A 17,393-nucleotide genomic window follows, 5' to 3' on the forward strand; every position below is an offset into this window, starting at 1 on the left:
AAAGGTAGGTAAAATGAGTGGTCAACCATCGCTGACTCATTCAACGGATAGCACAACAGTTGCTGACTTGTTAGAGCGGGTATTGGATAAAGGTTTGGTCATTAGTGGTGATATTCGTGTTAAGTTGGTGGATGTCGAATTATTGACAATTGAAATCCGCTTATTGATCTGCTCCGTGGACAAGGCTGTGGAAATGGGACTGGATTGGTGGCGCGGTAACCCCGTATTTGCCCCAGGAACACTTGAAAATAAAGATTCCTCGCCACTGGAAAAAAGGCTTGAAAAACTTGAGCAACAATTGGCTGATCAGTCATCACATTAAATTGATAATTACTCATTATTACAGCAAAGATATTTCTTTAAGTCCTGCTAAAACTTCCTGACCTCGACCTTCTTTAGGCCAGCCAATAATTTGTTTTTTTAACTCACCATTATTATAAAAATATAAGGTGGGAGTGCCCCAGTATGTAATTTCTGGCCAGTCTGAGCTGGAATAAGTATATTTAATGTGAATTGGTTTATTTCGTCTATTGCTTTTCTGCATCTCTTCTATATTAAGATAGCCGTCCACTGGTGTTATCCAGATTGAATGCTTGGCAAAAATATTGAACAGGCTGGGTTGCTGTCGTAGCCATTCCATAAAGCGGCGTGAAAAACCACACATGGGGGAGCTTACGACAACCACATAACCACCTTTAGGAAAACTAAAAGTCTCTTGTATCAGTTTTTTACCATTGTCGGCCAGTCTCAGTAGTGTACGCTCGTGCGTTTTGATTAACTCAATACTCGGCGTGATGGGTAGCCCTATATCAGAAAATACATATTCAAGTTGCCTTGCTTGCTCAAATTGACGCACCCTTATATAGGCGCTATGCATTCTTTCAATGGCATCCTTATTTCGATCACCACGCGTTAGTTTCTCGTCAAAAATAGAGCGCATGTAGTCCACGTGATTTTTATTTTTTGTATAAAAAGCAATGGATATCATACTGCGAAAAAGGCTATCCAACGCTTTATTATTTAATGATTTAATCGGTTGGCGGTCCTGAACGCAGCGTTCAAATAAACGCTGGTAGTGTATTGATACTGTAGAGGGCGATGACAACATTTCTTGCGTATCAATGATCTCGATGTATTCTGCTATTTTTTTTGCATTAATATTTTTAGTATCGTTGCAATTGAACTGTATTTTGGCGAAAGCGGTGTTGGCTATAACGAGTAAAATTAAAGTGGAAATACGCATATTTTAATCCAGGCTTGTCCATGCCAATATTTGAAGGTTATCGCAAAAGGTTCGAAGCAAAGAATAGATAGTTCTGCTGAGATTATTTATTCTTTGTCTGTTGCAATCCCATAGTAAAGTAACCACAAAATAAAGCAAAAATAAATTAAAAGCAGCAGTTATTGTGCTTACTTATTGGCTCAATACTTGAAATACTTTCCTAAAATACCATTGTTCAAAGGCTGGATAACGCTCATCGAACACGCCGTGAATCCTTCCCTGGAGGCTTGGTTGCCACATCCTTGCGGCAAACAGTTCGACGAGCATTATCCAGCCTTTGTCTCTCTCCAGCCTACATCGAAATACAACAAGTGTTCATTTGGGCATCCCCCTTTCCTTAAAAAACATCACCTAAAGCAAAATGCGGGCAAAACGATGGATGAGGTTGTTTGCGAAGCAACTGCCGGGAGCAGTGTGAGTGGTAGAGGCCATGGATGGCCTTCTGACACGGGCGGAGTAAATAGCCTTATTCGTCGTGTTTTCCCTCATACCCTTCGCGAATCACTCTGGGCATTTGATTTTATTCAACCGTTTAACATTACGTTATTCATCTGTTACAGAATAAAACCAATATAAACATACTGTTAAGGATACCCCCACAGTTTGAAAGGTCTGTAAAAGCATTGGCACAACCTAAATCGTACAATAGATGCAATTTGATGGGAGGGTCATATCCTTAAAAAGGATCCGTTTCAGCCCCCAACTATACAGCACAACACAATGGAATAGGTATGAATAAGTTTTTTACAGCACTTGCCCTGACAGCATCGGTTTTGCAGGTAGGTTGTCAGCAAGAAGAGCCATCAAAGTCTGTTAATCAGGACAAAAAACAAGAGCAAACCGCATCACAGCAAAAGAAAAGCAAGTGGGGTTATGAACTCGCGGATGAAGTCTGGCAAGATACCAAAAGCTATGATGCTCCGCGTATGGCGTTTATTTGGAGTAAACCACCACACACTGCAGATAAAAAGCGTTTTCGTTATGAAATCTGGAGTACCAAACTTGATCATACCGATTTAAGGCGTCGTGTACCTTATGATGCAATTTAGATAATACTCTGTGGCAGGTGGCGGATACCACACATTTATCTGACACCAAAGATAAACGTCATATTCCTGAATTAATGGCATTATTAAACAGTAAAAACAAGGAAGACCGTCAGCAGATACTGGAGGTTATAAAAAAATCTTTGGAGAACAGCACCAGTATGATCAAGAAATCTTGTGACTATGATATTTACCTGGCAGTGATTCCATTACATTATTTAGCCCCAACAGGCAAAGAAGTAAATGGGTTACGCCCGATGGGCGCAGTTGATAATAAACAATGGGAAAGTATTCTGGGTAAAGTCCTTGACTTTAAACTGGAAAAGTACGGTTTACTTGATGATATGGAAATTTGCTTTAATAAACTGAAAACCGTGGGTGATTCTGGTTTTACTGGAGATGATAAACTGTTGGTAAAAAAAGGGGCAGAAGTCAATATCAAAGATGAAATCCCCATTACGTTTAACTCCCAAAAACAACCCTGGTTTCAAGAGCCAGATGCAGAAGAGCTAAGCTCGGTATTGGAAACGATTGATACCATTGTTGATCAAAAACAGTATTCAAAAGATCGCTCAGAATTACCTAAAGTGACTCAAGAAGGGGTTGAGGTGATTTTAAACTGGAAAGAGATGTGGCAACTTTGTAAGCGATTAGATGGCGATAAAAGCTACGATTATCGATTGTTGCATTTAACTGACTGGATAAAGAGCGCTGATCCTTCAGATGTTCAAACCGATGGGATTACAATACTTAACTAAACTGAAATTGGCACATTTTGGTTAATTTATAAAGTGTACGATGTTTTTGAGTCAGCGTGTTACACTTTCCTCCAAAAAGGTAACACGTTTATTAACCTGCATATTCTGAAGGAACTCTTTTTGCGCCAAACAGTGTTATATTTAATCAAACTTTATCAGCGGTATATTTCACCCTATAAAGGATTCCGCTGTGCTCATGCAGCACTTAGTAAGCGTGATTCCTGTTCTGTTGCTGTCAGCAAAATAATTGCTCGACGAGGGGGTCTTAAAGGTTATCAAGACATAAAAAAACAGTTTTTACGTTGTGCTAACGCCAGCCAGTATCTAGAAGATAGCAAAAGAAAAGATAAAAAACCAAGAAAAAAAGACAACCCTTATTATTGCTGTTTAGATATGCCCGTTGGCTGCTGTGTTTTACCCTGGGATATTTCGTCGGGAAATTAATAACGCTTGTTATACAAACTGTTTGCCGCAAAGATGCGGCAAACAAGCTTTCAGGGAGGAATTCATAGAGTGTATTTAGAGATGTCCTTCAGTTTAGGCTTCGACCTTGTGTAGTTTTTCGATTTCGATGGATTTTAGTTTTTGTTCAGTATTTTTAATAAATGCGGTTAAATGTTCTTGTTTTTCATGCACATCTAATAAAACGTTATTCTCCCAAATTTCATAAAATACAAACTGACATGGGTTATTAATATTTTGGTGTAAATCATATTGAATAGCACCAGCATCTTGCCGGGAGGCTTCAACCAGTTTAAATAGCTCACTTTGGACATACTCCAAATGCGCTGGTAGAGACTCTATTTTTGCTATAACAACAATATTCTTCATTATTTTACCCATTTGATGATAGCTGAATACTAAACACTTGTTTTAAACTAAAAACATTAACATACGAGTGTTTACATTTTGTTGATCTACTTTACTCAATAGTATTCAACATAACAAATTGCATATACCCTTCACGAATCATTTTTAGGGTTTGTTGTTGGCACTCTTGACCACTAAGGATGGTGGAAATGCAGTTTATGCAGGAGCATTTAACTGCCACCCCAGTCACTTATTAATATAACCGCCCAGCAGCGCTGTTATATTAATTAAAGTAGCTACCGCAAGTTTCACAGTAGTAAACTTGCCCTGGGCTTCATCGCTTGACGGCCACCTCTAAAAACCCTTCGTTTTGGGTATAAGTTTCGAAATATTAACGATTTTTAATGAAAGGCCAAATTGAACTAGAAAAGAGTATAAGTTGGACCAAATTGCCTATGAGTAGGTGTTTAGCAAGCCTTGAACTGGATTAACAATTGTTAACTGTCGAGAGGCTTTTAAGGTGCCTGCGGAAATTACTTATAAGGGATGCACTCAGGATTGGTTATGATCTAACCTAGTTTGGTTTTGTGATATGTGTCACTGTTGTTTTGGGTGTTTCCCCATGTGATTATCTGATCTGTGAGATAGTGATGATAGTACTTGGCTTTATGCCAGTAGTTAGCTATCTGAGTGAACTTCTTCTCTATAAGGTGCTCATGTATAGCTTTATCCTTTTGGGATGATTGAATATATAAATTTTACTGAGTAATGAAAATATAGTGTTATTCCTAAGCGATTGATTTTGTCATACATAATTACTTGTACTAATCAGTAGGCAGTGAAATGACTCATATGTGTTAATAGTGATGCTAATGATTGTTATTGCATTGTGTAGGTTAAAAAGTTGTAAAAAATTAAATAGTGTTTTTCATTGTTTTCGGAATAGTTAATATTATCGACTAGTTTGATTTTGAGACTTGACGATTAATGTAATGTTAGAGTTGAAGCTAATGAAAGAGTTTAGTCATCAGATGAGTGAGATGAAAGAGATTTGTAGTGTCATTAATCAACGGTTATTACTTGTATTAGACGTTGCATTATACAAAATACACAACAATCAGCCTATTGAGGATATTCAACAGGAAAAGCGAATATTAGTGCATAGCAAATATGTTGCTTATAAGCGCGGGCTAAATGAAGACTCATTAGCGAATTTTTTTAATATGTTAATGGTTGCAGCTAAGTTGGTGCAATATAGATATTTCGCCCAAACACTGATTTATCAGCCTGTGGTGGATTCTCAGTTAGTGAAAGATTTGAACGGAAACGTACGTCCAGAATTAAATAAACTTGGACAAAAGCTGATTAACTTAATAAAACAAAAGCTTGAAACCAGTGGGCCATTTACAGAAAATGAGTGGGATCAATTTATTCGGATGACCTCAAACGACAGTTTATCTGATGCTGAGAAACGCTATCTTTTTGAAAGTCTGAAACAGATTAGACTGAGTGAAGAAAAGCAAACCTAATCGCTGTTTATTTTTTATAGGTGTTCATTTCTGTGAAAAAAATTATTTTTCTTATGTCTTTGTTGTGTGCAGTTAATGGTTACGGTGATGATTGGTCAATGGTGAAGGAAAGAGGAATACTTCGTGTTGGTACAACAGGAGATTATGCACCCATTAGCTTTACCAATAATGATGGTAAACTCCAAGGGTTTGCTATTGATATGGCCGAATCACTGGGTAAAGCACTCAGCTTGAAGGTGGTTTTTATAAAAACGTCATGGCCTACGTTATCTAAAGACCTTGCAAATAATAAGTTTGATATTGCGATGGGGGGGATCACCTATACTAAAGATCGCGCTAATGCATTTTTACTTACATCAAAAGTGATTGATAATGGTAAAATTGCTTTGGTTCGGTGTGAAGATTCTATTCAGTATACATCAGAAAAAGTGATTAATAATGCTTCTGTGAAAGTGGTTGTTAATCCTGGTGGCACAAATGAGCGGTTTGTAAAATCTCGCCTGATAAATTCAACGGTTATTAATGCAAAAGATAATTTTGTTCCTTTTGGTATGTTACTAAGTAAACAAGCTGATGTGATGGTAACAGACTTAATTGAAGGTCGTTATCAAAGCCGTTTACACCAGAATAAGCTCTGTGTAGCGAATGCACAACCGTTTGTAGGTACAGAGAGTTATAAAGTTTACATGGTACAAAAAGATAGCAAAATACTGTTAACAAAAGTAAATGATTGGCTATCTGTTATGGAGATTGATGCATTAAAACGTAAATGGAAAATAGATCCTTAGTTGCTTTTTGTAATCATTAAAAACTCGATTTAACAGGGTGTTAGAGACCATTCCATGAAGATACTGGTTATAGAAGATGATCCAAAAATAGCAGGTAATATTGTTGATTATTTGATAAATGCTGAACATCAAGTTGACTCCGCGGATACGGGGCCATCAGGTTTGATTCAGTGTGCCTCTATGCAATATGACTTGTTAATTGTTGATCGTATGTTGCCAGGGTTGGATGGAATTGCTCTTATAAAATCAATTCGTCAACAAGGAATTCATACACCCGTCTTGATGGTGACAGCACTAACGGATGTTAATCAACGGGTTGAAGGACTAGAAGTGGGTGCAGATGATTATTTATGTAAACCATTTGCATTTGCCGAATTATTGGCTCGTGCTGAGGCTTTATACCGTCGTTATAAGGCAAATACTGTCGACGAGCCTTTTTTGCAAGTGCATGACTTGACATTAAATCAGATTACCCATGAGGTTGAGCGTGCTGGTGAGAAGATACAGCTGAAGCCAAGGGAGTATAGGCTGCTAGAATATCTAGTCAGAAATGTTAATCAAGTTGTTACCCGCTCAATGCTGCTAGAAAAGGTCTGGGACTATTATTTTGACCCCCAAACTAATATTATCGATGTGCATATTAGCCGACTTAGGCAGAAAATTGATAAAAACCATAAGGTAAAATTAATTCTTACCATTAGGGGAGCTGGTTATGTCATTAAAGCGCCCCGTTAGCTTTATTCGACACTTTCTTTTTCGTCTTCCATTATTTGCTTGTTTGGGATTATGGCTTGTTATAACACTGGCGTGGTGTTTAGTATACCCTCAGGTTAATAATGCTATTCTCGCTGAGTTGGCTGAACGGGTGATGGGGCTGGCTGATCCTGTTATTGATGAACTACTTTATGATGAAAAAAGTAACAAAGTGGTTCGACTTTCTTCTCATGACTTTGTTGAAAAATTAGTTGAAAATTTGAATATTTCACTTAATGCAAAGTATATGATGAGTAATATTTATGTTCAGGTTGTAGACAATAAAAAACAAATTCTCTATTTTAACCTGCATCAGTTTATTTCAAAACCCATTATTCAGCCGTTATGGAAAGATTTTGAAATTATTGAAGTAGCCGATACTCATTTTTTTGTCTATATATTTAAGCTTGCTGATGGTGGTGTTTTTAAAATAGGTAGCAATGCTAATGACGCAATTGAGTTTGTAGAATATATACAGACTTTAATTTACTATATTGTTATCTGTACTTTTATTGTGGCATTGCTACTGGGTATATTTTTACAATATCGTCAGTCAAGAAAGGTTAATGATATACTTCGATACTGTGACTTAGCGAAAGAGTCTCCGCATATACAGCTTCATTTTACTATGGCTACTGGAGAGTTTAAGCAAATCTTCCAAAGAATTAACGAGTTATTGTTATCAGCTAACTCCAAAATCAATGATTTACAGGATTTCTCGGCTAAAATAGCCCATGATATGCGAAGCCCGTTGACTCGATTGAGAGGGCAGCTGGAGTTTCTGCTTAATCAAAAAAATATTAAACATAAAGATATTGAATTATTATTAAGTGAAATTGAACGATTAGAAAAAAACTTTTCATCTTTAATGACCATTTCTCAATTGGAATCAAAGTCCTTTGAACAAAGAGATATAAAATTTGATTACCGACAATTGATGGTTGATTTGAAAGAAATGTATCAACCTGTATGTGAAGATCATGATATAAAGTGTCACTGGCAACTCTGTGATAAGCCAGTATGGCAAATGGGTAATCCCAATTTATGGTTTCAGGCTTTATCTAATATTATTGATAATGCACTTAAGTTTACCCCAACACGTGGTCATATAGCGATCTCGTTAGATGGTCATTATGAACCCATAGTGAGTATCGCTGATAGTGGGTCAGGTATTCCAGAACATGAACGTGAAAATGTGTTTAAACGTTTTTATCGTATGGAAAAGCATTATCGTGTTCAAGGTAGTGGACTTGGACTTAGTATGGTAAAAGCAATATGCAAATATCATAATGCGCAAATTTCGCTAGAAGGGGATCATGGCTTAACAGTGAAAATAAAGTTGGACTCTCTGGTTTGACTGTTTTGGAATAAGCATTGTTTTGATTTTGATGCAATGTTTTAAGATATCAGTTTGGAGTACGTATTTATCTGATGTTTGACGATATGATTGTTACAATATGTTGACGTGTTGTACATTACTTAATGTATATCAAATATTGCTACCACATAAACACAAAGATTTTTGTTATTATATCCCCAGCGGAAGGGGGACTTTTCACAAATGGTTTTAAGGGGAATGATTAGCGTTCTTCTTTACCTGTTACGATTAGCTTATCTTAATACCCTTCACGAATCACTTTTAGGGTTTGTTGTCGGCGCTCTTCACCCCAGTCACTTATTAATATAAGCTTCTGGGGCTTCATCGCTTGACAGTCGTCGCTTAAAAACCTTCGTTATGGGTATACTTAATGGTCATTAAGTGTGCTTTTCAAGAATAGTCGTATCACAAATGCTGTAATTGACTAGGTGTTGCACATGTTTTCTGCTTTAACACGGTCATTCAAAAATGAGCGTTCATGGGGAAGTATTCAGTCTAACCTCATTGCGGGTTTAAGCGTAGGTGTCATCGCTCTCCCATTATCGATGGCATTGGCTATTGCGATTGGAGTGCCGCCGCAGCATGGTTTATATACGGCAATCGTTGCAGGTATTGTTACTTCACTTACTGGTGGCTCAAAAGTTAATATTTCTGGTCCAACAGCTGCATTTGTCGTGGTGTTATTACCCATAGTGCATACTTATGGTCTGGGGGGCTTACTTGTAAGTGGTTTTATGGCTGGGATCATTTTAATTTTAATGGGGAGCACGAAGTTAGGGCGTCTCATTGAAATTGTACCTTATCCTGTGACGGTTGGTTTTACTGCAGGGATAGGGGTTGTTATTGCAACACTACAGATCAAAGATTTTTTGGGATTGCAGCTTGATTCACTAGAAGGGCACTACCTGCATAAGCTGGGCCAAATTGGCCAAGCATTACCCAGTGTTCACTGGCAAGAAGCGTTAATTGGTGGGATAACTTTGGCTGTATTAATCGTTTGGCCTAAGTTGAAGTCAAAAATACCTGGCCATTTGGTAGCACTGTTTGTCGGGGCTATATCTGCTTGGGTTTTAAGTCAGGTTTCTACAGGCTTTTCAATTGAAACAGTCGGTACACGTTTTCATTATGTGATTGATGGGCAGATGGGGTTTGGTATTCCTCCTATACTCCCCGCTTTTAATTGGCCTTGGCATTTACCTGCAGCTGATGGTAAGCCAATAGGAATAAGCTTTGACTTGGTGCATGAGCTGTTATCTGCAGCATTTACAATTGCAGTATTAGGGGCATTAGAGTCTTTGCTGTGTGCTGTTGTGGCTGATGGAATGTCAGGGAAAAAACATAATCCTAATGATGAGTTGATTGGCCAGGGTATTGGCAATATGGTTGCACCATTATTTGGTGGGATTCCAGCAACTGCAGCTATCGCCAGAACGACAGCCAATGTAAAAGCGGGGGGCAGTTCACCATTGGCATCGGTGGTTCATGGGCTGTTTATTTTAGTGTCTATTTTATCGCTTGCACCTCTGCTAGCTTATATTCCTATGGCATCAATGGCGGCATTATTGCTTATGGTTGCTTGGAACATGAGTGAAGCACGACACTTTATTCGAATTGTTCGAGTTGCGCCAAGAGATGATATTATCACTTTGCTCACGTGCTTTGCATTGACGGTGCTATTTGATATGACCATTGCCGTGGCCGTAGGAATGTGTTTGGCGATTATGTTTTTTGTCCGTAAAAGTGTGCGCACAGCAGAAGCTAAACCATTACTTTTTGAACATGATCATACTGAAAATATTACTAAAGAAATATCAATTTATGATATTAATGGACCGTTATTTTTCGGGTCAGCGCAGAAGGCATTAAATAACCTGATGTACATTACCCCTGAGGTGAAAGTAGTTATTCTCGATATGACTGAGGTCTCAATGATTGATATGAGTGCAATTGTTGCGATGGAGTCAATTGCCAAGAACTTGTCAGATCATCAGGTAGGTTTAATTATTAATAATTTACAGCCTAGAATGATTTTGAAGCTTAGACGTGTTGGTATTCGAACCAAAGAGGGCAAGGTTGCATTTTCTCGCCAAATAGACGATGCGGTCGAAAAAGCAAAACGTATGCTTGTACATTCTAACAGCTAAAGCAATGTAGCATCACTGTCTGACAATAATTATTCAGACAGTGATTTTATGGTCTATCGTTCTTCAGGGTTATAGTCACTGTTTAACAATGATTTGGTAAGAGAAGATTCAGACTCGTTATTAATTACTGTAGGATTATAATGTTGATCGATAAGTGGATCTTCGCAGTTTAGCAGGGTACGTAATATCTCATAGGCATCATCAAAAGTAGGGCTTTTACCTTTGAATGTTAACTCCCAAGCAGCGGCATCACCTTCTGATGTATCATCAATCGTTGCAGTGAACTGGTAGTCTTCTGTTACTTCATTAAGCGCTTCTTCTTCTCCATTATCAAGTGCATTAGCTTCAGCTTCACTGGCTGATAAATTATGCTCATCTTCAAAAATAGCATCTTCTTCAATAATGCCTTTGCCTTTGGCGATGAGTCGCTGACGAGGAATTTGCTGATCAGGAATATTAAGCTCAGTAAACTGATGACTTTCTAATTCACAATGGTCAAAGCTTAAAAAGCGTTTTTGATAGAGAATTTGATCTTGACCTGACATATTACGATTACCTTTTAAGTTATCTATACCTTTCGCCAAGGATATAATAGAGCTATTTACGCACAAGCTGTTTTAAATGTCATGGTTAAGTGTCTATATCATTTAGCTAACATGTAATATCGTGATTTTTCTCTAAATAGTAGTGTAAATAATTAAGTTGATTGTGGGTTAACTCAATACCTGCTTTAGTTCGTCGCCAGATAATATCTTCCAGAGAGTTAGCCCATTCATGTGTTATCAGAAAGTCTACTTCTTTTCCATAAAGTCCTGCGCCAAAATACGGGCCAAGGTCTTCGACTTGTTTAATATTGTCTAGCAATGTTATAGCGCGCGTACCATAATTAGTACAGTACCGAGTAATAATTGATTTTTCTAACCAAGGGTAACTGGTGTACATTTTTTCGCAAAATTGCTCAAAGCCGTGAGTAAACTGCCCACCAGGCATTGGCGTATAAGCAGTCCAACTATCAGACATTTTAGGAAAGTAGGAGCGCAAGTTTTCCATTGCTGCATTGGCTAGCTTACGATAGGTGGTTAGTTTTCCGCCAAAAATATTAAGTAAGGGGGCTTTTCCGTCTTCATCATCAACGGTAATGGTATAGTCACGGGTAATGGCTGACGGGTTAGGTGACTCATCATCACACAGCGGTCTAACACCAGAATAACTGTAGACAATATCAGCTGGAGAGATATGACGCTTAAAGTGTGTGTTGGTGATGGATATTAAATAGTCCACTTCTTGAGCTGAAATCTGGATATCTCGGGGGTTACCATGGTACTCAACATCTGTGGTACCAATGAGTGAATAATTATCGAGATAGGGAATAACAAAAATAATTCGTTGGTCTTCATTTTGTAGAATATAGGCTTCATCACCTTCATAAATTTTAGGTACAACAATGTGACTGCCTTTAATGAGTCTTACCCCATATCGTGATTGGGTATGAGTGGTGCCTTTGATAAAGTCAACGACCCATGGTCCTGTTGCATTAACAAGGCCTTTGCTGAACACCTGTTGTGTTTGTTGATTAGAATCCTTTAATTCAATACGCCATAGGTCGTTTTCGCGTTTTGCTGAAGTACAACCTGTGCTGTTTTTGATGATAGCACCATGTTCAGCTGCCGCGAGCACGTTATGGATAACTAACCTGGCATCATCAACCCAGCAGTCCGCATACTCAAATCCTTGTTTGATTTTCTCATCTAAAGCTGAGCTTCCGTTGAATTTTACACCTCGAGATCCTGGTAATGTTTCTCGTTTGCCCAGATGGTCATATAAAAATAGTCCCGTTCTTATCATCCACGCTGGTCGTAAATGCGGTTGGTGAGGTAAAACAAAGCGCATCGGTTTTACAAGGTGTGGTGCTATTTTTAAGAGAACCTCCCTTTCTTGTAATGCTTCTTTCACTAAACGAAACTCGTAGTGTTCTAAGTAGCGTAATCCGCCATGTATTAATTTACTACTTGCTGAGGAGGTGGCTGAAGCAAAGTCTTTTTGTTCACATAATAATACTTTGAGTCCTCTACCTGCTGCATCAGCAGCTACACCTGCACCATTAATACCGCCACCAACAATAACTAAATCCAAAGGGGTTTCTGGTGAAGTGCCTGTGTCTTGTTGTATTTGAGTCATAGATGCATTCCATGTTAAGCCATATCCATGGTCATTGTGGAGTCTTCGAATTCGAACATTTATGTTGTATTTTAAACATTAAGTGTCGTATAGCAAGCTTCTTAGGCCTAACATACAGGAGGGTGGTTTTTATTAAGGTGAGGTTAAAGTATTATGCAAAATAAGCTGTCAGACAATGTGTTGTATGCTTTCTTAGTAAAAAAGAAATATGCTACAAAAAATGAGTAGAAGAGTAGTACACTCGTTAACTAGGGATTTTCGAATACGAAAATTTAGGCTATAACAAGTTCAGTATCGGCTTGCTCAGTGAGCACCAAGTATTCTTCAGGTGGGCTGGTGTTGGTATATAGTCGATCAATTTCACGTAACTGGGCAAGTTTTACTAAGGCGTTGCGGCCAAACTTGGATATATCTGTGGCAAGAAATACTTGTCTAGAGTGCTTAATAATGGCTTGTGCTACACGAACTTCTTGATAGTCGTAATCGAGTAATTGTCCTTCCTGATCAATACCACTAATACCAATAATGCCATAGTCCACGGTAAACTGGCTGATGAAGTCAACGGTTGCCTGGCCGATTATACCTCCATCACGATTTCGCACCTGTCCCCCGCTAAGTAAAATATTAAAATCCTCTTTATTTTTTAGAATGCTGGCGACATGAAGGTTATTGGTAATAACAGTGAGTCCTTGATGTTGTAATAGTGCTTCTGCAATAGCTTCAGTGGTGGTGCCAATATTAATAAATAACGAACTGTTATTGGGAATATCTTTAGCCACACGCTGCGCAATTTTTTGCTTAGCAGACAACTGCATTATTTTTCGTTGTGCATAAGCTGTGTTCGTTATGCTTGACGTTGGAATGCCTGCTCCGCCATGGTAACGCTTTAACTGACATGTTTCTGCAAGCTGATTAAGATCTCTGCGAATTGTCTGAGGGGTTACTGTGAAGCGTTGTACCAGTTCATCAATACTGACAAATCCTTTCTGTTGAACCAGTTGCAGAATTTGCTCATGACGGTGGGTTTGGCTCATATATGCTGAAATCTATTACCTGGCTAAATATAATATGTTCGTTTTCGAAAATGTACTATACCATAAACCTTCAGTGAGCGTGAATGTATATATTATAAGCATAATAGAGTGCATGATTAGCTTTATTACGATACGGTTAAAATTTTCAAAAAAAACTTAACACGCTGTCATTTTCGTTTCACCATACACATAGCGAACTACACACTTGGGAGTCGCTGATGATGCCTTAAGGAGTGGTTGTTTATTGACCAAAAGACTGCTCTTGAAGGGTATAATAACAACAAAAAGGAGTAATTATGGCCGGCTATATAATGGCTATCGACCAAGGAACAACAAGTTCCAGAGCAATTATTTTTAACCACCAGGGTGTACCAGTACAACAGCATCAGCAGGAAATTACCCAATTTTACCCTCAAGATGGTTGGGTTGAGCATGATCCTGAGGAAATTTGGCAAAGTGTACTGGCAACTTGTCGTGGTGCATTGGCGCTAGCTAAATTAAAAGCAGAAGATATCACAGCAATTGGGATTACTAACCAACGGGAAACAACGGTTGTTTGGGATCGTGATACAGGTTTGCCTATTCATAAGGCCATTGTTTGGCAAGATCGTCGTACCGCTAATTATTGTGAGCAAATAAAACAGCAGGGACAGGAGGAACGTGTTTCTGCTAAAACGGGACTATTGATTGATCCCTATTTTTCTGCAACCAAAATACGATGGTTGTTAGATAATGTTGAAGGTGCAAGAGAAAAAGCAGAGCAGGGTAAATTGGTTTTTGGCACGATTGATACGTTCTTACTATGGCGGTTAACGGGTGGGGCGAGTCATAAGACAGATGCTACCAATGCCTCTCGAACAATGTTGTTTAATATCCACACCCAAAGATGGGATCAGGAATTACTTCAACTATTTAATATTCCAGCACAGATGTTGCCTGAAGTAATGGATTGTAGTGCAGATTTTGGTGAGTGTGATCGTTCCTTATTTGGCGCAACGATACCTGTGACTGCAATTGCTGGGGACCAACAGGCTGCGCTTTTTGGGCAGGCATGTTTCCACTCTGGCATGGCAAAAAGTACCTATGGCACAGGCTGTTTTCTTATTCAAAACACAGGAAATCAGGCTGTTAAGTCTAAGCATCGGTTATTAACAACAGTAGGCTATAGACTTAATGGGGAAGTTACCTATGCCATTGAAGGCAGTATATTTATAGCGGGTGCAGCCATTCAATGGTTACGCGACGGTATTCGTTTAATTCCTCATGCGAGCGTGACAGAGGCTTTAGCGAAAGAAGCAGAGGAAAGCCATGGTGTATTTATGGTTCCCGCATTTACTGGATTGGGAGCACCTTACTGGGATCCCAATGCACGCGGTGCGATTATGGGGCTGACACGGGATACAGGTATAGCTGAAATTGTCGCAGCAGGATTACAGTCGGTATGTTATCAAACCAGGGATTTACTAGAAGCAATGACGGCTGATGGTGCAGAAAAACCATCCGCTATTCGTGTTGATGGTGGCATGGTTGTGAATAATTGGTTAATGCAGTTTTTAGCCAATATTTTAGATGTACAAGTGGACCGTGCTGCTATTCCAGAAACGACGGCTTTGGGTGTAGCTTATTTAGCGGGACTTTACACGGGTTTATTCAAGGATCTTGAGCAACTTGAGTCACTGTGGCGGAGTGATAAAGCATTTGAAGTACAAATGCAGAGAGAACGCCGAGAAGAGCTTTATAAAGGCTGGTTAGATGCCGTTGAGCGTGTAAAAACACCAGCGTTAAAATGAGAATAGCTTTTTATTTTTATCGATTAAACCTCTAACTATATGCATGAAAATGAGTTGGAAGTTATTATAGCTAAATTGCTGTATAAATTATTATATACTTATACTGAAGGGTATTTTAAGGCTGGGCTACCAGCCTTTTTTATTTCGGGTTAAGAGGTTCCGAATAATGAATTTAAAACCAATAATGTCTGTCATTTTTAGCAGACAGTTAAACGCTAGGTTTATACCGTTGATAAATAAGCTAATTATAGCGGCACTGCTTTTGTTATTAGTCGGCTGTACTGAACAAAATAGTCAGCCTGCTTTTCCTAATAATGCAAAAGGTAAGCATGTACAGTCGTTTTCTCAGGCTAAGCGAATATTAAAAGACGTTTATCATGATAATACCTATTCACTGTACTGTAACTGTCGCTATCTTCAGCGTGGAAAAAAATTAGTACCTGACTTGAACAGTTGTGGTTATCAGGCACGTAAAAATGCTAAGCGGGCTGCACGTATTGAGTGGGAACATATAATGCCTGCATCGTATTTTGGACAGCGAATGAGCTGTTGGCAGCAGGGGGGACGGAAAAACTGCCGTCGAGAAAGTGAGTTATTTCGCCGTATGGAGGCAGACTTACATAACCTGGCGCCTGCGATAGGTGAGGTTAATGGTGATCGATCTAATTTCGGCTTTGGTAACATTCGAGGTGAATCTCGTCGCTACGGGCAATGTGATATGGAAATTGATTTTAAAAAGGATCTTGCAGAGCCGCCTGTGCGTGTTCGTGGGGATATTGCACGGGTGTATCTGTATATGGCTCGTAAATATCATATATCACTCAGTAAAAATGAGCAGGAGCAGTTCACTCAGTGGGCCAAGCGTGATCCTGTGAGTCGATGGGAACGTGAAAAAGCAAAACGAGTAGCACGCTTTCAGGATGGTCCAACACCTGTTGATAAAAATAGTCAGCACAACGTTTTTTGAATATGTTGTGAACCCTTTGGACAATTGTATGTAATTTTACCGTTGCAAACGCTACTTTTTAAATTACCTTTGTCCAAAGTCAGCATAACACTCATCGAACACGCCGTGAATCCATCCCTGGAGGCTTGGTTGCCGCGTCCTGCGGCAAACAGTTCGATGTGCGTTATCCTGCTTTTGTCTGCCGCAAAAAAAGTACCACAGGTGAGCCTTTAACTGAGATTGAGATATAGCAAAAAGTGGTTTTGCAATGCTTGAAATTGGTTGAAAAACAGGGGCAGGGAGCGCCATTAGACTAGACTTTTCTGTTTGTTGTCGACGGCTGATAAGAAATAATCTTCTAAATTATGTAGTCTAATAAATATGACTAAAGTCTTATATGATGAGTTTACTGGATCACTTAGTATTTGCTTCCCAATATATTAAGTAAGGAAGTAGATAATGAAAAATAAAGTAGCTGCAGCATTGGGCTTAAGCCTCAGCCTAGTCGCTGGTCTGGCATTCAGTGCAAATGAAAGATCATTTACCTGGTATTCAGCTAGTCTTGGCAACCAGTTGGTGATCAAGTCAACATTTGGTTGTATTGATCAAGAAATGATGTATGAAAAACATGTTATTAAAGCTACTGATTCCAGTGGAAACTGGAGGCACAATGACGATGTGTATTTATTTCAATTTTATCCAGAAAATAATCCCTATAATAACAACTTACCTGTTCATACTGTAGATACCAAGCTGGTTCATGATGCTAATCGCAAGACTACTGACTCATTAGGCAAACCAATCACAATGACAATCTATAAATTCCGTCCATATACTGTTATTGCAGGCCTACGTGATAATAATCAAACCAAGATAGATTATGCTCGCGAACGAGGATTCCAGGATGGCTGGGGGATTCGCCAAATGTCTATTGATTTGCAATGTGGTAATTTGTAA

General features: G+C 38.8%; 18 protein-coding genes. 13 read left to right on the forward strand and 5 right to left on the reverse strand.

What is annotated here, in order from left to right:
• Window positions 1-13 precede the first annotated feature (13 nt).
• Complete coding sequence (locus KCG35_RS13310) at window positions 14-322, forward strand: gas vesicle protein (protein WP_215820241.1); 309 nt, start codon at window positions 14-16, stop codon at window positions 320-322.
• Window positions 323-340: 18 nt separating this feature from the next.
• Here the strand turns inward: KCG35_RS13310 and KCG35_RS13315 are convergent, their stop codons facing one another.
• The gene (locus KCG35_RS13315; RefSeq protein ID WP_215820243.1) at window positions 341-1,243 is read right to left on the reverse strand and encodes a hypothetical protein; all 903 of its coding nucleotides are present in this window, start codon (window positions 1,241-1,243) and stop codon (window positions 341-343) included.
• 270 nt (window positions 1,244-1,513) lie between these two features.
• Between KCG35_RS13315 and KCG35_RS13320 the strand changes: the two genes are divergently transcribed.
• The 4 genes from KCG35_RS13320 to yidD all read left to right on the forward strand — a co-directional run bounded on the left by KCG35_RS13320 (window position 1,514) and on the right by yidD (window position 3,530).
• Window positions 1,514-1,858 (forward strand): hypothetical protein, encoded by a 345-nt coding sequence (locus KCG35_RS13320; protein ID WP_215820245.1) that lies wholly within the window; start codon window positions 1,514-1,516, stop codon window positions 1,856-1,858.
• A 155-nt stretch (window positions 1,859-2,013) separates the two neighbouring features.
• Window positions 2,014-2,331, forward strand: coding sequence for a hypothetical protein (locus KCG35_RS13325; RefSeq protein WP_215820246.1), 318 nt, complete (start codon window positions 2,014-2,016; stop codon window positions 2,329-2,331).
• A gap of 17 nt (window positions 2,332-2,348) precedes the next feature.
• Window positions 2,349-3,086, forward strand: a complete 738-nt coding sequence (locus KCG35_RS13330; RefSeq protein ID WP_215820248.1) for a hypothetical protein — start codon at window positions 2,349-2,351, stop codon at window positions 3,084-3,086.
• A 120-nt stretch (window positions 3,087-3,206) separates the two neighbouring features.
• A complete protein-coding gene (gene yidD / locus KCG35_RS13335; protein ID WP_215820250.1) occupies window positions 3,207-3,530 on the forward strand; it encodes a membrane protein insertion efficiency factor YidD in 324 nt (107 codons plus the stop codon).
• A 93-nt stretch (window positions 3,531-3,623) separates the two neighbouring features.
• Here yidD and KCG35_RS13340 read toward each other — a convergent pair whose 3' ends face one another.
• Window positions 3,624-3,917 carry a putative quinol monooxygenase gene (locus tag KCG35_RS13340; RefSeq protein ID WP_215820252.1) on the reverse strand — a complete coding sequence of 98 codons (294 nt, stop codon included), beginning with the start codon at window positions 3,915-3,917 and terminating at the stop codon, window positions 3,624-3,626.
• Window positions 3,918-4,906: 989 nt separating this feature from the next.
• Between KCG35_RS13340 and aroQ the strand changes: the two genes are divergently transcribed.
• From aroQ to dauA, 5 genes are all read left to right on the forward strand, one after another.
• Window positions 4,907-5,425 (forward strand): gamma subclass chorismate mutase AroQ, encoded by a 519-nt coding sequence (gene aroQ / locus KCG35_RS13345; RefSeq protein WP_215820254.1) that lies wholly within the window; start codon window positions 4,907-4,909, stop codon window positions 5,423-5,425.
• A 32-nt stretch (window positions 5,426-5,457) separates the two neighbouring features.
• Window positions 5,458-6,213, forward strand: coding sequence for a transporter substrate-binding domain-containing protein (locus tag KCG35_RS13350; RefSeq protein WP_215820255.1), 756 nt, complete (start codon window positions 5,458-5,460; stop codon window positions 6,211-6,213).
• Window positions 6,214-6,267: 54 nt separating this feature from the next.
• Window positions 6,268-6,948, forward strand: coding sequence for a response regulator transcription factor (locus tag KCG35_RS13355; RefSeq protein WP_215820257.1), 681 nt, complete (start codon window positions 6,268-6,270; stop codon window positions 6,946-6,948).
• Window positions 6,926-8,323 (forward strand): sensor histidine kinase, encoded by a 1,398-nt coding sequence (locus KCG35_RS13360; RefSeq protein ID WP_215820259.1) that lies wholly within the window; start codon window positions 6,926-6,928, stop codon window positions 8,321-8,323. Before KCG35_RS13355 ends, KCG35_RS13360 begins: the two co-directional genes overlap by 23 nt.
• A gap of 458 nt (window positions 8,324-8,781) precedes the next feature.
• The gene (gene dauA / locus KCG35_RS13365) at window positions 8,782-10,488 is read left to right on the forward strand and encodes a C4-dicarboxylic acid transporter DauA (RefSeq protein ID WP_215820261.1); all 1,707 of its coding nucleotides are present in this window, start codon (window positions 8,782-8,784) and stop codon (window positions 10,486-10,488) included.
• 53 nt (window positions 10,489-10,541) lie between these two features.
• Here dauA and KCG35_RS13370 read toward each other — a convergent pair whose 3' ends face one another.
• The 3 genes from KCG35_RS13370 to KCG35_RS13380 form a co-directional block, all read right to left on the reverse strand.
• Complete coding sequence (locus KCG35_RS13370; RefSeq protein WP_215820264.1) at window positions 10,542-11,033, reverse strand: hypothetical protein; 492 nt, start codon at window positions 11,031-11,033, stop codon at window positions 10,542-10,544.
• 106 nt (window positions 11,034-11,139) lie between these two features.
• On the reverse strand, window positions 11,140-12,666 hold the full coding sequence (gene glpD, locus KCG35_RS13375) for a glycerol-3-phosphate dehydrogenase (RefSeq protein WP_215820266.1): 1,527 nt from the start codon (window positions 12,664-12,666) through the stop codon (window positions 11,140-11,142).
• 272 nt (window positions 12,667-12,938) lie between these two features.
• A complete protein-coding gene (locus KCG35_RS13380) occupies window positions 12,939-13,700 on the reverse strand; it encodes a DeoR/GlpR family transcriptional regulator (protein ID WP_215820268.1) in 762 nt (253 codons plus the stop codon).
• 296 nt (window positions 13,701-13,996) lie between these two features.
• Here KCG35_RS13380 and glpK point away from each other — a divergent pair, with 296 nt between their 5' ends.
• From glpK to KCG35_RS13395, 3 genes are all read left to right on the forward strand, one after another.
• Window positions 13,997-15,490, forward strand: coding sequence for a glycerol kinase GlpK (gene glpK / locus KCG35_RS13385; RefSeq protein WP_215820270.1), 1,494 nt, complete (start codon window positions 13,997-13,999; stop codon window positions 15,488-15,490).
• Window positions 15,491-15,656: 166 nt separating this feature from the next.
• Entirely contained in the window at window positions 15,657-16,457 is an 801-nt protein-coding gene (locus KCG35_RS13390) for an endonuclease (RefSeq protein WP_215820272.1), read from the forward strand.
• Between the two features lie 438 nt (window positions 16,458-16,895).
• On the forward strand, window positions 16,896-17,393 hold the full coding sequence (locus KCG35_RS13395; protein ID WP_215820274.1) for a hypothetical protein: 498 nt from the start codon (window positions 16,896-16,898) through the stop codon (window positions 17,391-17,393).

Origin of the sequence: Zooshikella harenae, from assembly GCF_018837975.1 — a bacterium.
GTDB lineage: Bacteria > Pseudomonadota > Gammaproteobacteria > Pseudomonadales > Zooshikellaceae > Zooshikella > Zooshikella harenae.